The 15,086-nt window shown below is 44.7% G+C and carries 15 protein-coding genes; 10 read left to right on the top strand and 5 right to left on the bottom strand.

Annotation, left to right across the window (positions count from 1 at the left end):
* Positions 1–55: 55 nt before the first annotated feature.
* Entirely contained in the window at positions 56–1,147 is a 1,092-nt protein-coding gene (locus B3G15_RS05985) for a GGDEF domain-containing protein (protein ID WP_214861476.1), read from the top strand.
* 47 nt (positions 1,148–1,194) lie between these two features.
* On the opposite strand, the gene B3G15_RS05980 is transcribed toward B3G15_RS05985, so the two are convergent.
* From B3G15_RS05980 to B3G15_RS05965, 4 genes are read right to left on the bottom strand one after another with little or no spacing between them, the layout of a single operon-like run.
* On the bottom strand, positions 1,195–1,602 hold the full coding sequence (locus B3G15_RS05980; protein WP_290717056.1) for an NUDIX hydrolase: 408 nt from the start codon (positions 1,600–1,602) through the stop codon (positions 1,195–1,197).
* Positions 1,599–2,249, bottom strand: a complete 651-nt coding sequence (locus tag B3G15_RS05975) for a Type 1 glutamine amidotransferase-like domain-containing protein (protein ID WP_290717053.1) — start codon at positions 2,247–2,249, stop codon at positions 1,599–1,601. Before B3G15_RS05975 ends, B3G15_RS05980 begins: the two co-directional genes overlap by 4 nt.
* 49 nt (positions 2,250–2,298) lie before the next feature.
* Positions 2,299–3,297 (bottom strand): ABC transporter permease, encoded by a 999-nt coding sequence (locus B3G15_RS05970; RefSeq protein ID WP_290717049.1) that lies wholly within the window; start codon positions 3,295–3,297, stop codon positions 2,299–2,301.
* Positions 3,290–3,970: an ABC transporter ATP-binding protein gene (locus B3G15_RS05965; RefSeq protein WP_290717046.1), complete on the bottom strand. Its 681-nt coding sequence runs from the start codon at positions 3,968–3,970 to the stop codon at positions 3,290–3,292. The genes B3G15_RS05970 and B3G15_RS05965 overlap by 8 nt, the downstream gene beginning before the upstream one ends.
* A gap of 149 nt (positions 3,971–4,119) precedes the next feature.
* On the opposite strand from B3G15_RS05965, the gene B3G15_RS05960 reads away from it, so the two are divergent.
* From B3G15_RS05960 to B3G15_RS05950, 3 genes are read left to right on the top strand one after another with little or no spacing between them, the layout of a single operon-like run.
* A complete protein-coding gene (locus B3G15_RS05960; protein ID WP_290717043.1) occupies positions 4,120–4,560 on the top strand; it encodes a hypothetical protein in 441 nt (146 codons plus the stop codon).
* Positions 4,557–4,919 carry a hypothetical protein gene (locus B3G15_RS05955; protein WP_290717040.1) on the top strand — a complete coding sequence of 121 codons (363 nt, stop codon included), beginning with the start codon at positions 4,557–4,559 and terminating at the stop codon, positions 4,917–4,919. Before B3G15_RS05960 ends, B3G15_RS05955 begins: the two co-directional genes overlap by 4 nt.
* On the top strand, positions 4,909–5,172 hold the full coding sequence (locus B3G15_RS05950; protein ID WP_290717037.1) for a hypothetical protein: 264 nt from the start codon (positions 4,909–4,911) through the stop codon (positions 5,170–5,172). The genes B3G15_RS05955 and B3G15_RS05950 overlap by 11 nt, the downstream gene beginning before the upstream one ends.
* Positions 5,173–5,206: 34 nt before the next feature.
* On the opposite strand, the gene B3G15_RS05945 is transcribed toward B3G15_RS05950, so the two are convergent.
* Positions 5,207–5,596, bottom strand: coding sequence for a RidA family protein (locus tag B3G15_RS05945; protein ID WP_047391772.1), 390 nt, complete (start codon positions 5,594–5,596; stop codon positions 5,207–5,209).
* 89 nt (positions 5,597–5,685) lie between these two features.
* Here B3G15_RS05945 and B3G15_RS05940 point away from each other — a divergent pair, with 89 nt between their 5' ends.
* From B3G15_RS05940 to B3G15_RS05915, 6 genes are all read left to right on the top strand, one after another.
* Positions 5,686–6,009 carry a nucleoside triphosphate pyrophosphohydrolase gene (locus B3G15_RS05940; protein ID WP_290717032.1) on the top strand — a complete coding sequence of 108 codons (324 nt, stop codon included), beginning with the start codon at positions 5,686–5,688 and terminating at the stop codon, positions 6,007–6,009.
* The gene (locus B3G15_RS05935; protein WP_290717029.1) at positions 6,006–8,318 is read left to right on the top strand and encodes a DEAD/DEAH box helicase family protein; all 2,313 of its coding nucleotides are present in this window, start codon (positions 6,006–6,008) and stop codon (positions 8,316–8,318) included. The genes B3G15_RS05940 and B3G15_RS05935 overlap by 4 nt, the downstream gene beginning before the upstream one ends.
* Positions 8,319–8,372: 54 nt before the next feature.
* Positions 8,373–8,870 (top strand): type II toxin-antitoxin system HicB family antitoxin, encoded by a 498-nt coding sequence (locus B3G15_RS05930; protein WP_064300558.1) that lies wholly within the window; start codon positions 8,373–8,375, stop codon positions 8,868–8,870.
* A gap of 159 nt (positions 8,871–9,029) precedes the next feature.
* Positions 9,030–10,622: a type I restriction-modification system subunit M gene (locus B3G15_RS05925; RefSeq protein WP_064300559.1), complete on the top strand. Its 1,593-nt coding sequence runs from the start codon at positions 9,030–9,032 to the stop codon at positions 10,620–10,622.
* Positions 10,612–11,862, top strand: coding sequence for a restriction endonuclease subunit S (locus B3G15_RS05920; RefSeq protein WP_290717021.1), 1,251 nt, complete (start codon positions 10,612–10,614; stop codon positions 11,860–11,862). The genes B3G15_RS05925 and B3G15_RS05920 overlap by 11 nt, the downstream gene beginning before the upstream one ends.
* 24 nt (positions 11,863–11,886) lie before the next feature.
* The gene (locus B3G15_RS05915) at positions 11,887–15,048 is read left to right on the top strand and encodes a type I restriction endonuclease subunit R (RefSeq protein ID WP_290717018.1); all 3,162 of its coding nucleotides are present in this window, start codon (positions 11,887–11,889) and stop codon (positions 15,046–15,048) included.
* Positions 15,049–15,086: the final 38 nt, after the last annotated feature.

Here is a 15,086-nt window from a genome sequence, read left to right as displayed (position 1 = left end):
TGTAATCTGGCGGGAATAGAGTAACTATCTGAAATGGAATGAGGAGGATGTCGTCGTGCTTACGTTGCTTAATTCATTGTTGTTGAACTTCTCACTGTTGATTGCGACATTGCTGTTTGCGTTTTTACCGCTAAGACGGATCGAGCGCATCTCGCCTAACTCTTCCTTACAAGTCCGACTCGCGATCGGTTGTATCGCCGGTGTGATTGGTGCCCTGTTGATCTTTAACAGTATTTCCTACGACGTTGCAAAGATTGATTTGCGTCTCGTTGCGCTCGTCACGGCGTACTTTTACGGCGGATTAGTCAGCGGTAGCATCACGATGCTGTTCATCATCGGTGCCCGATTTGCGGTGACACCAGCTGGCGAATATCAAGGGCTGATTCTGACGACCTTGATTTGTGTTGCGTTACTCGTGACAGCGACGGTTTATCGCCGGTTCGCTGCTCAACGGATGAAAGATTATCTCGTGTTGCTTGGAACAGGGATCGCATACAGCTTACCGGCGCTCTATTTATTGACGAACACGTTCGAGCGGTTTTTAGAGATTGCGCTCGTCTATATCATCGTCATCATGATTGGTGGCTACGTCACCTATCGTTTCTTACAGGAACTAAGGAAGCATTTTTTATTCGTCCACACGCAACAAGAATTGGCTTTAACGGATGGGCTGACGCAACTGGGAAACCGCCGGAAGCTAGATGAAACGTTAGCCGAGTATGCTCAGAACGGAACGGTCTTTTCCGTCCTCATTCTTGATCTCGATCATTTTAAATCGATCAACGATACATACGGACATGAAGGGGGCGACGTCGTCTTACGGCAACTCAGTCATCTCTTGCAATCGTATTGTCCAGAACAAGGCGTCGTCGGTCGATACGGTGGTGAAGAGTTTGTCTTACTGTTGCCGGACGTACCACTCCGACAAGCGGAAAGACTCGGGGAGCGGATTCGATCTGCCTGCGCCGATCAACACTTCGTTTATAAGGAGCACTCCGTCTTTCACGTCACATTATCGCTAGGGGCTGCCTCTTCCGATCAAGCATCGACCGTATTTGAGACTGTCCAAAAGGCAGATTTAGCGTTATATGAAGCCAAACAAACTGGACGAAATCGCGTCGTTTGTTATCGAGATCCTTTACTGTAAATAAAAACTGCCTCGCTCGACCGATTGGTCAGGCGGGGCAGTTGTGTTTAGCGATGCAGTAACGAAAATACATCATATCGCTCAAAATCAGCCAAAATATTTGGTGCAATCAACTGACGAATCGTTTCTTCGTCCGCCCAAAGATAAGCGTCGTGTTCTGCTGACAACTGAACGTCCGTTTGATGCGTCGAACAGACGTACATCAAGAGAACGATTTGCCGATCGGGATGCGTCAGGAAGCTCGAGGCATAGAGTAGACGCTCCGGCGTCACAGTCAATTGTGTTTCCTCTTTAATTTCGCGAACAAGACTGTCGACTGGCAATTCACCGAAGTCGATCTTGCCACCCGGACATTCCCACGTGCCGCCACCGAAGTCAGCAGCAGCCCGGCGGACGATCAGGAGACGTTGCCCGTGAATGATGATGCCTTTGACGGCAGGAACGATTGCTGTCATCTGACGGGACTCCGCGACAATATGACGGGATCGATTCCTTCTGTTTCGACGAGGTCCTGATCGCGTAGATAGATCCCACTCTCGTCAGCGAGTCCGAAGGCACGGTCTGTGCTTTCTTCCGTAAAGGATTGCACGAGATGGGCAGCTTCGCCCCACGTCTCGTAATGGACACAGACGACCGCGTCTTTCAGTAAGGCAAGACCAGGCAAGCGAAGACGTTGATTGTCGCGTTGGTCGATCTCCGGAATCACACACCTTTCAGGCGAAACGAGGGCACCGGCTGAAAAGCCGGCGACCGGAACACCATCTGCGAAACGCGACTGAATGATGTCACCGATCGATGTGCCGACCAAGTATTGCTGATACAATTCAGTCTCGCCACCAGAAATGATGATGCCCTGACACTGCTGTAGTTGTGCAAGTTGTCCGTCTGTTGGTGCGTTAGATAGTGGCAGATGGACGAACGACGAGATGCCATCTTCCTCTAACGTCTTCGTATAGATCGAGGCGTAGCTCGTCCAGTCCTTACCGGTCCGCGGAACGTATAGAATCGCAACCGGACCACCATTCGTTAATGTAGCAAATCGTGTTCGTAAGTTCGGTGTAAATGGAGGACCGCCTCCGAATAAGAATAAATGAGTATGCATGAAGTCATCCCTCCAACCAATGTAATAGAAAAAGTATAGCAGAAATCAATCAATTGGAAATGTGCTGGTAGAATGATTGCCTGCGGAACCATGTATGATGTTGTTTCCGTTCTTGAAAGAGAACAAACAGGACGAAAGCGAAAACGAGTCCGCGTCCGATCCATGGTAAGACGAGAAGACCATAGTTCATCGCAGCAAATAGCTGAAGTAAGAAACGACGTTTACTCGAATCCCGCAGATACGTGATCAGCGGGAGTTGCTGATGCGTCTGATTGAATAATCGCAGATGAAGGAACGGACGCTTTCGATGCGACGGTTTTGGTAAAGCACCGTTCAATTCAAGGACGGTCGCCGATAAACTCGACTGTCGTTTCGTCGATAGCAGGATATCCTCCGTTAATCCGTCCTCGCGCCGTGACCAGCGCCGGATATGAAGAGATCCGAGCAACATCACACACAGTGCAACGACGAAGAGGACAGGATGCGGTTGAAGCCAAAGCAGGAGCAACAGAGTGATGCGTCCTGTTGCCAGGACGAGATGACCGCTCCATTTCCGCAAGAACCGTTGTCCGGATAACCGATATGTCCAAAAGCTAAAGAATGGTTGGAGCAACGAGAGCGTGAGACTAATCAGCAGTACTGTGATACTAGATTGGTCAAACCGGATGCTATGTAACGGAAAACAGAGTAGATGTAATCCGGCAGTCATTAGAAAAATCCGCACGAAGTGATACCGAACGGAATACCACTTCATTCGAACGATCGCTCCAGGAATCGGTTTGAAGAAGAGGCGATCTGCCGGTTCGAACCAGGCGTAAAAGGCGGGCAGGAATCCATACAGAATCCATCCGAGTAAAATCCAAGCGACCGGAACTGTTTGAACCCAGTCCGCTTGACCGTTTAAGATTTGAATCGTCTCATAGATGATGAACAGACCGACTGGAACGACGAGATACAGCAAAATCGTCCAGTCGAAGATTTCTCGGAAGAAGCGACGTTGTTCAGCATGCCGTCGACGGATCCGTTGCTTCAAAAAGGTTTTAATCATGCTCGAGCACCATCGCTTCCATGATGTCGAACAAGCGGGCACCAGGCTGACCGGAGGCTTCACCGATTTGAGCGAGTGTTCCTTGATGTTTGATGAGCCCTTGATCAATCCAGACGAAGTCGTCACACAGCCGTTCCGCGGAATCAAGGACATGAGTGACGAGCAGAATCGCCACGCCACGCGTTCGTTCTGCTTCGAGTAAATGTAACAACCGAATCGTCGCGACCGCGTCGAGACCAACGAACGGTTCATCGATGATCAGGCAGTCTGCACGTTGCATCAAGGCACAGACGAGCATCACCTTCTGTTTCATTCCTTTAGAGAAAGAAGAGACATAGTCACCCGTGACAGCATGCAGTTCGAACGTCTTTAAGAGTCGTTCCGTATAGGCATGGTCCGTCTCGTGGAGCGAGGCGACCAGCTCAAGGTGCTCGGCGAGCGTCAAATATTCGTAATAGGTCGGCTGTTCCGGAATATAGGCGAGTGAGACCGGTAAATCGATCTCTCCTTCGACCCACGGTAGCGTACCGAACATCGCTTGAATCGTCGTACTTTTTCCTGCACCGTTCGTACCGATCAAACCGGTGATAGATCCAGGGTGTAAAGAAAACGAGATCTCTTGTAAGACGGGTTGACCGACGTCATAACCGGCTTGTTGAATGGATACATGCATGTGAAACATCTCCTTTCACTACATCTACTGATAGAAGAAGAAAAATGTTTCACAGCAACAGAAATCAGCAGAACCATAGTAAAAAATGTAACAGGTTAAAAATAACAAATGGGCTATAATGGAAATATCAATTTTAAAGGATGATCACGATGCAAACAGTCGAACGAATTTATTACCGGGAGTCCGGTATGGGAAGAGGACAGACGTTTTGGTGGGACCGTGCAAGTCGAACGATTCGTGCGGAAGATGAGGAAGAATTATTAGGTCCATGGTATCCGAAGGGTCTCCGATATCTAGAGGAAGAAGACCATCCATTATTCAGAACGCTGACGGAAGAGGACATTTATCTAATTGACATGTGGTCGGATTGGTTTAATGCCGAGAAATGGTGGGGGTACGAAGATCCTGAAAGTCTTACGATAATGGACGGAACGGACTGGGAAATTCATGTGACGACAGAAAATGGTACAGAAAAAGTGTCACGCTCAAACGTTTTTCCGCCAGGATGGAGGATGATTCGGGAACTTTTATACGGTTATTATGACGCGGGGAGTAACCGAAAAGACGAGGAAGTGGAGAGTGAACAATGAAACGAGCCCTATTGTATCTGATTCCGTTTGCGTGGCTGGGACCTTACCTCGATTGGAAAGTGGGTTCGATATTAGGGTATGCCTTATTTTTGTTTGGACTCGGTGTTCTATCATATTCACTTGCGCGTAGTGGAAAAACGAAATACATCGTCATCGGCAACATGGTGTCGTTTGCGATTTCGTACGGGATCGCACTCAGCGTAGGGGAAGGATACGGCGAAGGATATTTCAAACCATTAACGGCTAGTCAACTGGTTCTTGGAGTCAGCGTCTTGAATCTGGTCGTACAAATACCGATTGTGATGAATGCGATTCAAAACAAAGTGATGAAAAAGGAGTTAGAAGGACATGACGGATGAGAGTCAGCAGTTACTTGATGCAATTCAGCGAATCCTAGAACGACAATCACCACTCGACTTAATTGATATCTACCAGCGCGTCAGACAAGCAGAACATTTGGATCTATCACGCTTTACATCAGAAGCAGGACTCGAGGCACGCATTCGAAAATTGATCTACCTGCATGCGAGCGAGTGTGAATTGTACCAGGGGGAGCAGGACCTTTTTTACAGTGAGACCGGAAAAGGAACAGGACGCTGGGGACTACGATAAAAAAACGCTACGCAGCGAGTGCGTAGCGATTAGATCACACGAGTCCCAAGATCTCGACTTCGACCAAGGCACCTTTTGGTAGTTCCTTCACAGCGATACAAGACCGTGCCGGGAAGTGATTGTGCGGTGCGAAGTAATCGGAGTAGATCGTATTAAAAGAAGCAAAGTGTTCCATGCTCGTTAAGTAGCATGTTGTCTTGACGACGCGGTCAGGTGTCAGTCCTGCCTCTTTCAGGATGGCATCGACGTTTCGCATGACTTGTTCCGTCTGCTCCGTGATACCACCTGGTACGAGTTCACCCGTTGCCGGATCAATCGGGATTTGACCGGAAGCATAGAGTGTTCCGTTTGCGATAAAGCCTTGCGAGTAAGGGCCAATCGCTGCAGGGGCGTTCGTTGTGTCGATCTGTTTGAATGTAGACATGAAAAGAACCTCCTCTTATAAAATACATATGTACGACACCGAGTGATTCGACTCGGATATCCCTCAACCCTTCAAAGGAGTGAATTGATATGCCACTTTATCATAAATTAGTTCGAGACGCGATTCCAAACATCATCGACCAAAACGGGAAAAAAGCGACGTTCCGAACGCTGGATGAAAATGAATTCCTAGTGGAAGCGAAAAAGAAATTACATGAAGAACTCGCTGAATATGAGGAGGCAGTGACAGACGCAGATGCTGTCGAGGAATTAGCTGATTTACTGGAGCTGATCCAAGCGTTAGCGAAGACACATGGCGTGACAGTCGAGGAACTGGAAGCCGTCCGAACGAAGAAACAGCAGCAACGCGGCGGCTTCGAAGAACGCCTCTACTTGATCGAGGTCGAAGATTGATCCCGGAAGCGAAGCTGACGACGCATCATTTATATGACTCACTCGTCGAGGCCATTGATTTGGCAGAGGAAGTCTATATCGTCGCAGCGTTTGCTCAGAAGTCAGGCGTTGCATTGCTCGTTCCAGCATTTCGTCGTGCCTTGCAACGAGGAGCCGAGATTCGGTTGTTGATTGGCGACTATCTACACATCACCGATCCAGAAGCATTGGCGCAGTTGCTTGCGCTGGATGGGTTGTCAGTTCGCTTTTATCGGTCAGGCGGACGCTCTTTCCACCCGAAAGCGTATCTGTTTCGAAACGCAGAGACTGGCTTATCAATCGTTGGTTCGTCGAACATCTCGGACAGTGCGCTTCGATCCGGTATCGAATGGAACGTCCATCTACCACAAACTGTCGCTCCACAAATCCTTGATGATGCGATTGATGCCTTCATGGATCTTTATCTCAGTGAATCGGCAGAAGAACTGAACCCAGTCACCTTAGAGGCCTATCGTCAAGAGTACGCGGCACGTCAATATGTCGCGGAACCAGAAGCCGAGTATGACGAAGGAACGGTCGTCGTTGCACCAGAAATCCTGCCGCACCGGGTGCAAGAAGAAGCGCTCCAAGCGTTACGAGAAACGATGGAAGAAGGAAGGACACGTGCATTGGCAGTGCTTGCGACTGGATTAGGGAAGACCTATCTGAGTGCGTTCTTTGCGGGAGACTTTACACGAGTCCTGTTCCTGGCACATCAAAAAGAACTGTTACTGCAAGCAGAGCGTTCGTTTCAAAAAGTTAATCCGGCGTGGCAGACCGGCTTTTATATCGGCAGTGACCGGACCGTCACGGAGACGACGGAGATCGTCTTCGCTTCCGTCCAGACGTTGGCGCAAAAGCGTCACTTGGACCGTTTTGCAACGGACCAGTTTGATCTCATCATCGTTGACGAGTTCCATCATGCGGCAGCGACGAGTTATCGGAAAATCATTGATCATTTCGCACCGCGTTTCTTGCTTGGCCTGACGGCAACACCAGACCGAATGGACGGTGCGGATGTCTATGCGATCTGTCACCATAACGTTGCTTTCCAGATGCATTTTACAGCGGCGATTGCTGAAGGCTTTTTGACGCCGTTTCATTATTACGGTATTCATGACACGATCGACTATTCCCAAATTCAACGAATCGGTCGGACCTATGATGCATCGCAGCTCGAGCATCGGCAACTCGATCGTGAAGTCGCGGATAATATCTATCATTCTTGGGAGAAACATCGGCAAACGAAGACGATCGGCTTTTGTTCGTCGATCAAGCAAGCGGAATATCTGGCGCAAGTATTCCGGGAAAAAGGAACGACGGCGTTTGCACTGACAGGGCAGACGACGAATCGCGCGCAACATATGCAAGCATTCGAGCAGGGTGAGATTGAAGTCCTTTTTACAGTCGATTTGTTTAACGAAGGTGTCGATATTCCGAAAGTCGATACACTCCTGTTCTGTCGTCCAACTGAGTCTGTCGCCATCTATACGCAACAAATCGGACGCGGACTACGCTTAGCGCAAGATAAATCACACTGCGTCATTATCGACTTAATTGGGAACTATCGTAACGTCGAGATGAAACTGAAACTGCTCGGGACAATGAAAGAATTGTTCAAGCGTGGGGAGACAGAACCGATTACGCCACCGCCAGGCTGTGTGATTCAGTTCGATACGCAAGCACTAGAATTGATTCATCGACTACGACAACCAAGTCAGCGGAAGTTACGACTGATTGAACAATATGAGCAAATCAAATACGAACTCGGTCGTCGACCATCCTATGTTGAAATCGGTGAGTATGCAGCAGTTCCGCAAGGCTATAAACAGGAGTGGGGTTCTTACGTTGGTTTCTTGAGAGAGCATCAGGAGTTATCAGACGAAGAGGTCGAAGCGTACGACACAAATCGAGAATTGATCGAGCAGGTCGAAAAGACAATCATGAATCGGAGTTATAAGATGGTCGTTCTGTTAGCGATGCTTGAGCGGGGAGAAGAACGATGGATGGAGCCGATTACGGCCGAAGAAGTCGCACCGTTCTTTTATGAGTATTTGTATGCGGAAAAGTATCGGGAGTTGAAGGATGCGCAAACGGCGGAATTAAAAGGACCGTTTAATGCATTAAAAGTAGAACGGTTATTGAAGAAGATGCCGTTTCCGAAGATGGGAAAGCCATTTGTTTTTGATGGTGACGTGTTATCAATCGAAAACCAAACATCAGGACAGAAACTGTTTAACGTCATAAAAGACATAATTCATTTCCGACTGCATATGTATTTTTCGAATTAATTAGCTGGGAACGTTTTAAGCTAAAGAGAAAAAGAAGGAAGAGAGAGAACATAAATGGCTATATATAAGTATTATGCAGTGTTGACAAAAATAGAAGAAGGTGAGGGCTTTGGTGATAAACGTAATGATGGATACTACGTTTCTTTTCCAGATTTAGATAATGTATTCACGGATGGAGAGACGTATGAACATGCACTGTTCATGGCGAAAGATGCTTTAGAATTAATGTTAGAGAGTATGTTGACGCATGGGAAATCGTTTAATAAGCCATCTACATTACAGCAGTTAAATCTTAAGGATTCGAAAGAAGTTCATGTCGAATTGATTGAAGTGGATGTAGAACCTCGACCCGATTCAAAATTAGCGACACCAGATTCTTATTTATTGAAGTGTGTGGATGCGAGAAATAAAGACGTTGAGGTTGGCTTAGATAGTAAATTTTTGATGGAGTCTATTACTCGCGTACTGGATGCAGGAGGAACAATCATTTCTCTAGGTGATTATGATATGGATGAAGATGAGGTGTTTTATACAGGGCGGGTCGTAAAATGACACTAGCATAACAAGGGTGAAAATATAACTAAATGGTTCATAAATTAAATAAGGGTTGTAATTAGAAGAAAATAGTAACTGATTCATTTATAATGAAAATAGAAGAATACTTTTTTAATAGAGCTACTACTGGTTGCTCATGGAATGGAGAGAAAATAGATGTCAGCATTAAATCAACAGCTATTTAGCGCAGCCGATAGTCTGAGAAGCAAGATGGATGCTTCGGAGTACAAAAACTACTTACTCGGATTGATTTTTTATAAATACTTATCAGACAGAGTTTTAGAGAGGGTCGTAACGTTAGCGGATAAGTCTTTTGAGGATTACGATACGCAAGCAAAACAAACGTTGTTATATGTAGAGCTACTCTCTGACGAGGAGATCAAAGATGATTTAGTAGAGACGCTTGTCGACATGCTTGGTTATGAAATTGCACCGGCTTATCTATTCAATGTCTTAGCGGATCAAGCGCAACAAAATACGTTCCAGTTGAATGATTTAGCGAAAGCGTTCAATGATCTTTCGACAAAGTTTATTCAATTCAATGGTTTATTTGATGATGTCGACTTGCAGTCGAAGAAACTTGGATCGGATGATCAACAACGAAATATCACGATTACGGAAGTATTAAAAAAATTGAATCATGTTGAGTTGCTTGGTCAAAGCAGAGATGTGATTGGCGATGCGTACGAATTTTTAATCAGCCAATTCGCCTCAGAAGCAGGTAAAAAAGCGGGTGAGTTCTATACGCCGCATGAAGTTTCAGATATGATGGCACGAATCGTCACAATCAATCATGAAGATAAAAAGTTATTCAGTGTCTTCGATCCAACGATGGGATCCGGTTCGTTGATGTTGAACGTACGGAATTACTTAAACTATCCGGAGACAGTCAAATATCACGGACAAGAGCTAAACACGACGACGTTTAACTTAGCGAAAATGAACTTAATCTTACACGGTGTGAAAAGCGAAGATATGCGTCTTCGTAACGGAGATACATTAAATAAAGACTGGCCAACAGATGAACCCTATACATTCGATGCTGTGTTGATGAACCCTCCATACTCAGCGCACTGGTCAGCTGATGCAACTTTTTTGGATGACTCACGTTTCAATCGTTATGGAAAATTAGCGCCGAAAACAAAAGCTGACTTTTCATTTCTTTTGCATGGTTTCTATCATTTAAAAGATACAGGAACGATGGCGATCGTCTTACCACATGGTATTCTGTTCCGTGGAGCAGCGGAAGGAGTTATTCGTAAAAAGTTATTAGAAGATGGTAACATCGATGCAGTCATCGGATTACCAGGAAACATGTTCTTTGGAACATCAATTCCAACAACCGTTGTTATATTGAAGAAAAATCGCGAGACACGTGATGTTCTCTTTATTGATGCAAGCAAAGATTTTATCAAAGGAAAGAATCAAAATAAACTTTCGAATGATCATATTGACCGAATCGTTGAGACGTATAAAAAACGTGAGACTGTAGAAAAATATGCTCACGTAGCAAGTTTTGATGAAATTCAAGAGAATGATTTCAACCTTAATATCCCGAGATTTGTTGATTTGTTTGAAGAAGAAGAAGAAATTGATATGGCATCAATCGGTCATGAATTGAAAATAATCCGTTCAAAGAAAGCTATACTTGAAGAGGATTTATTCAAGATGATTTCATCGCTTAAATATAAGAAAGAAAGTGAACAATGGATTCAAGGGGCGTTAGAGGTGTTTAATATTGAAAAATAAAACTGTACCTGAAATTAGATATAAAAATATTGAGGATGAATGGAATTTGATTAAATTATCGAATTTAATGAATTTTTCCAATGGAATAAACGCACCTAAAGAAAGCTATGGTCGTGGTAGAAAAATGATTAGTGTCATGGACATACTCTCTGAGGAAAGAATTGAATATAAAAAAATACGTAACTCTGTAGAAGTTAAAGAAAGTATAGAAAGTAAAAATAAAGTTGAGAATGGTGATTTAATTTTCGTACGGTCGTCTGAGGTTCGTAATGAAGTTGGATGGGCAAAAGCTTATTTGCAAGAACAGTATGCACTCCATAGCGGTTTCACAATAAGAGGAAAAAAACAAAATGAATATGATGCTAAGTTCATTGAATGCAGTTTAAATTACCGAAATAGATATCAAATAGAGTCCAAAGCAGGTGGAAGTACAAGATATAACGTTGGGCAAGAAATTTTAAAAAATGTTGAGATTTATATCCCTTCTTTGAAGGAACAACTATTAATTAGTACATTGATACAGAACATAGAAAATAAAATTAATCTTCATCAGCAAGAACTCGATGCTCTTAAACAAACGAAACAAGGTTTCTTGCAAAAGATGTTTCCTGAAGAAGGAATGACTATACCGGAAATCCGCTTTCCGGAATTCCACGAACAATGGGAACTAAAAACGTTAGGAGAGGTATTAGATTCTATATATAATGGTCAAACACCATCAAGAAATAGAAAAGACTTTTGGAATGGTAACATAAATTGGTTGTCTAGTGGGGAACTTAACCGAGGAGTAGTGAAGACTACTATTGAAAAAATAACTGAATTCGGACAAAGAAACGCAAATTTAAAAATAGTACCCCAAAATACTTTTGTTATAGCAATTACAGGATTAGAAGCAGCTGGGACAAGAGGAAACTGTGCAATACTTGGAATGGAAACTACACTAAACCAGTCTTGCATGGCGCTGTTCCCTAAAAAAAACTTACTTGATACTACTTTTCTCTTTCAGTGGTATAGAAAAGTAGGTGAAAATTACGGATTAAAATTTACACAAGGGACAAAACAACAAAGCTATAATGCAGAAATTATAAAAAAATTAGAAATATGTTTACCGAGTGTTGAAGAACAAGTTAAAATCGGCGAGTTCTTTAAACAATTAGACGAAGTCATCGAAATGAAGGAGAAAGAACTCGAGGCTTTAAAAGAAACGAAGAAAGGTTTCCTTCAAAAGATGTTTGTCTAATCAACTAAGAAGAAAAGAGGAATCGTGGTGAAGTTAACACATGATGATGAGCTGACGGTTGAACGGCGATTGATTGAGGTTCTCGGCGAGGGACATAATCAATGGAACTATCGTCCTGACTTAAAATCTGAAGCGGATCTATGGAACAATCTACGTCACAAAATAACGCGAAATAACTTATCAGAGATTGGTGAACACCCAATTACTGATGCAGAGTTCGATAAAATCAAGACAGAGTTGTTGTCGAAGACGCAGACGCCTTTTGATGCAGCACGCTGGTTAAAAGGAGAGAATGGAATCTCTCGCATTACGATTGAACGCGAAGACGCCACTCTTGGATCGATGTCACTCATTCTCTATTCGAACCAAGATATCGGAGGTGGGATTTCGACGTATGAAGTCGTCCATCAAATCGCGAAACAACGGTCGAAAGAGGACGGACGGGATCGTCGTTTTGACGTCACGCTCTTAATTAACGGCTTACCGATCGTTCAAATCGAGTTGAAGAAAGTCACGGCGAAAGATGGCGTCTTCCAGGCACATCATCAAATTAAGAAATACGCGGAAGAAGGCTTGTTCCGGAACAACATTTTCTCGACGTTGCAGCTGTTCGTCATCTCAAACGAGCAGACGACACGTTATTTTGCCAATGCGCTGCCAAAAGACATGCATCGGAAGTTCATCTTCAGCTGGCGGACAACCAACAACCAGAAAGTCGACAATCTGTATGAGTTCGTTAAACAAGTCTTGAACATCCCCGATGCGCACCGTCTGATTGCGAACTACACGATCGTTAGCGAGGATCAAGACAATAAAGCGTTGATGGTGCTCCATCCGTATCAGATTCATGCGATTGAAGCACTCTTTACGGCAGCAATGCGTCATGAATCCGGCTTTGTCTGGCATGCGACAGGATCCGGAAAGACGTTAACGAGTTTTGTCTCAACAAAGTTGTTAGCCCGGAAACCGGGAGTCGATCGAACGATCATGCTGATTGACCGGAAAGACCTGGATAACCAGACGACGAGTGAATTCACGAAGTTCGCCTCGGAGTTCAACACAGGCATCTCGACTGGGACGGTTTCCGCGAATAGCTTAATCATTGGCACGTCGAGCTCAAAAAAACTGAGCGAAACACTGTTGTCGGATACGAACTCCAACACCGTCATCATCACGACGCGTCAAAAGCTCGAGGCAGCATTACGTTATGCGCAAAAGCAAGAAGCTGAAAAAGGAACGCAACGATTCCAGAAGCTGATTGGACAGCATATTGTCTTTGTCGTTGATGAATGTCATCGTGCTTTGAGTGCGGAAGGGATGGAGGCAATCAAAGGCTTCTTCCCGAATTCGACCTGGTTTGGCTTTACGGGAACACCGATCTTCAATGAAAACAAGAAACAAGCACAAGGTCAATTGGCGCGGACGACACGGGATCAATACGGTGAGATTCTACATACGTATACGATCAAGAATGCGCTCGAAGATGGATCCGTCCTCGGCTTTCAAGTCGAACATGAGGACACGATCGAACCTGGCTCGCTCTATAATCACATTTTTTCGAATCTACGAGCAGATGCCAAATATGCTGATCGAACCGATGAAGAAATCGGTACCTTGATCGAAGAAATGGATGAGATGACTAAAGAGACATACATCCCGAATGATTTGTATGAGCGAGGCGCGCATATCGAGAAGGTCTTGCAGAAGCTGTTCCGTCCGGATAATGCCTACACGAAGTTTGACTTTAAAAACGGACGACCACAAAAATCGGCCATCTTGACGACGAGTTCGATTGCGATGGCGAAGCGCTATTACCATGCCATCCAAGAGATGAAACAAGATCCAAACTGGATGGAGGCACATTTTGCAGGGCATCCGCTTCGAAAAGGACGGACAATCGATGATCCTGATTTCCCGCGGATCGCGATTACCTACTCGATGCAAGAGAACACTGAGAACGCAACAGAAGTACAAGAAGAAATGCGTCAAGTCATTCTTGCCTACAACAACTATTATGGAACGGCTTGGTCCATCGAAGACATCGAGCGTTATAACGGCGATATCAACAATCGGTTGGCACGGAAAAAAGCTGAGTTCAAGCAATTCGGAAAACATATCGATCTCGTCATCGTCGTTGATCGGTTACTGACTGGCTTTGATGCGCCGACGATCCAGACATTGTTCGTCGACCGGAACCTCAGCTATGCGAACTTGATTCAAGCGTTCTCACGAACGAATCGAACATATCCGGATAAGACAAAAGGATTAGTCGTTACATTCCGGCGTCCTGCGACGATGGAAGAAAATGTCTGCGCAGCGACACGTCTCTACTCGAATGAAAATGAGGATTCGAGCTTGATTTATCCGACATACGATGAATCGAAGAAGCGATTTAAAAAAGGATACAAAGTACTAAAGGATATCGCCCCATCACTGGAGGTCATTGATGAGCATTCGCCGATTGAAGAACGTGTGGAATTCGTGAAGGCGTATCAAGAATTCAATCGAGTATTCGAAGCGTTAGCCACGTATGATGAATACAATGATGATATGGAGAGTTCCAAAGCATTAGTGGATCAAGTAAAAGTACTTGAAGACTTTGCTGGTATTTATGAAACGGTAAAAGGGTCTCTGATTGAAGACGAAGATGACAGTGATGAAGAACGAGTGGATTATTCCGAAATCGAGTTTTACGCAGAGAATTCGATCAAGCTCTATGATATCGATTCGACCTATATCAACCAATTATTAGGTACGTATTCTGCTAACAGTGAAGACATACGTTCGGAAATTGAAAAGGCGCTACAAAAACTCGGAAAATCCGAAATCGTGAAGACGGTTTATCATACGATTTTAGATGCAATTGATAACGAAGTCGTCTCACCGGATGAGGATATCTTTGTCATAAAGCGACGCTATTTTAAACAAGCCTATCAAGAAAAAATTGAAACATTTGCTTTAGAGTGGTGTGTCGATGAGCAAGAGCTGTATACCTCTGCTGTCCAGTATCATATCGGGATGGAGAAAATACCGAATGTAGGACGAATCATTGAGAGTAAAGATTTTGCGCGTTACAAAGACACACATCCTGAAGCGATCTTATTAAAATACGGTCCAGGCATGAAACGTTCATGGCGTACCGTATTGGATGAAGAAATCATCCCGCTTGATCAAGAGCTTCGCTAAAAGTGTAAAAAGTCTTCCGCATCTATTGTTCAGATGTG

Origin of the sequence: Exiguobacterium sp. UBA1053, from assembly GCF_002316465.1 — a bacterium.
GTDB lineage: Bacteria > Bacillota > Bacilli > Exiguobacteriales > Exiguobacteriaceae > Exiguobacterium_A > Exiguobacterium_A abrahamii.
Note: the sequence above shows the minus strand (reverse complement) of the source record. Positions and strands in the feature narration are given on the sequence as shown.

Coding starts and splice junctions, on each gene's coding strand:
- B3G15_RS05945 (WP_047391772.1), bottom strand. CDS start 5,596: ATGTCTACATTCAAACAGATCGACACAACGAACGCCCCTGCAGCGATT.
- B3G15_RS05930 (WP_064300558.1), top strand. CDS start 8,373: ATGGCTATATATAAGTATTATGCAGTGTTGACAAAAATAGAAGAAGGT.
- B3G15_RS05955 (WP_290717040.1), top strand. CDS start 4,557: ATGAAACGAGCCCTATTGTATCTGATTCCGTTTGCGTGGCTGGGACCT.
- B3G15_RS05940 (WP_290717032.1), top strand. CDS start 5,686: ATGCCACTTTATCATAAATTAGTTCGAGACGCGATTCCAAACATCATC.
- B3G15_RS05950 (WP_290717037.1), top strand. CDS start 4,909: ATGACGGATGAGAGTCAGCAGTTACTTGATGCAATTCAGCGAATCCTA.
- B3G15_RS05965 (WP_290717046.1), bottom strand. CDS start 3,970: ATGCATGTATCCATTCAACAAGCCGGTTATGACGTCGGTCAACCCGTC.
- B3G15_RS05975 (WP_290717053.1), bottom strand. CDS start 2,249: ATGCATACTCATTTATTCTTATTCGGAGGCGGTCCTCCATTTACACCG.
- B3G15_RS05980 (WP_290717056.1), bottom strand. CDS start 1,602: ATGACAGCAATCGTTCCTGCCGTCAAAGGCATCATCATTCACGGGCAA.
- B3G15_RS05925 (WP_064300559.1), top strand. CDS start 9,030: ATGTCAGCATTAAATCAACAGCTATTTAGCGCAGCCGATAGTCTGAGA.
- B3G15_RS05970 (WP_290717049.1), bottom strand. CDS start 3,297: ATGATTAAAACCTTTTTGAAGCAACGGATCCGTCGACGGCATGCTGAA.
- B3G15_RS05960 (WP_290717043.1), top strand. CDS start 4,120: ATGCAAACAGTCGAACGAATTTATTACCGGGAGTCCGGTATGGGAAGA.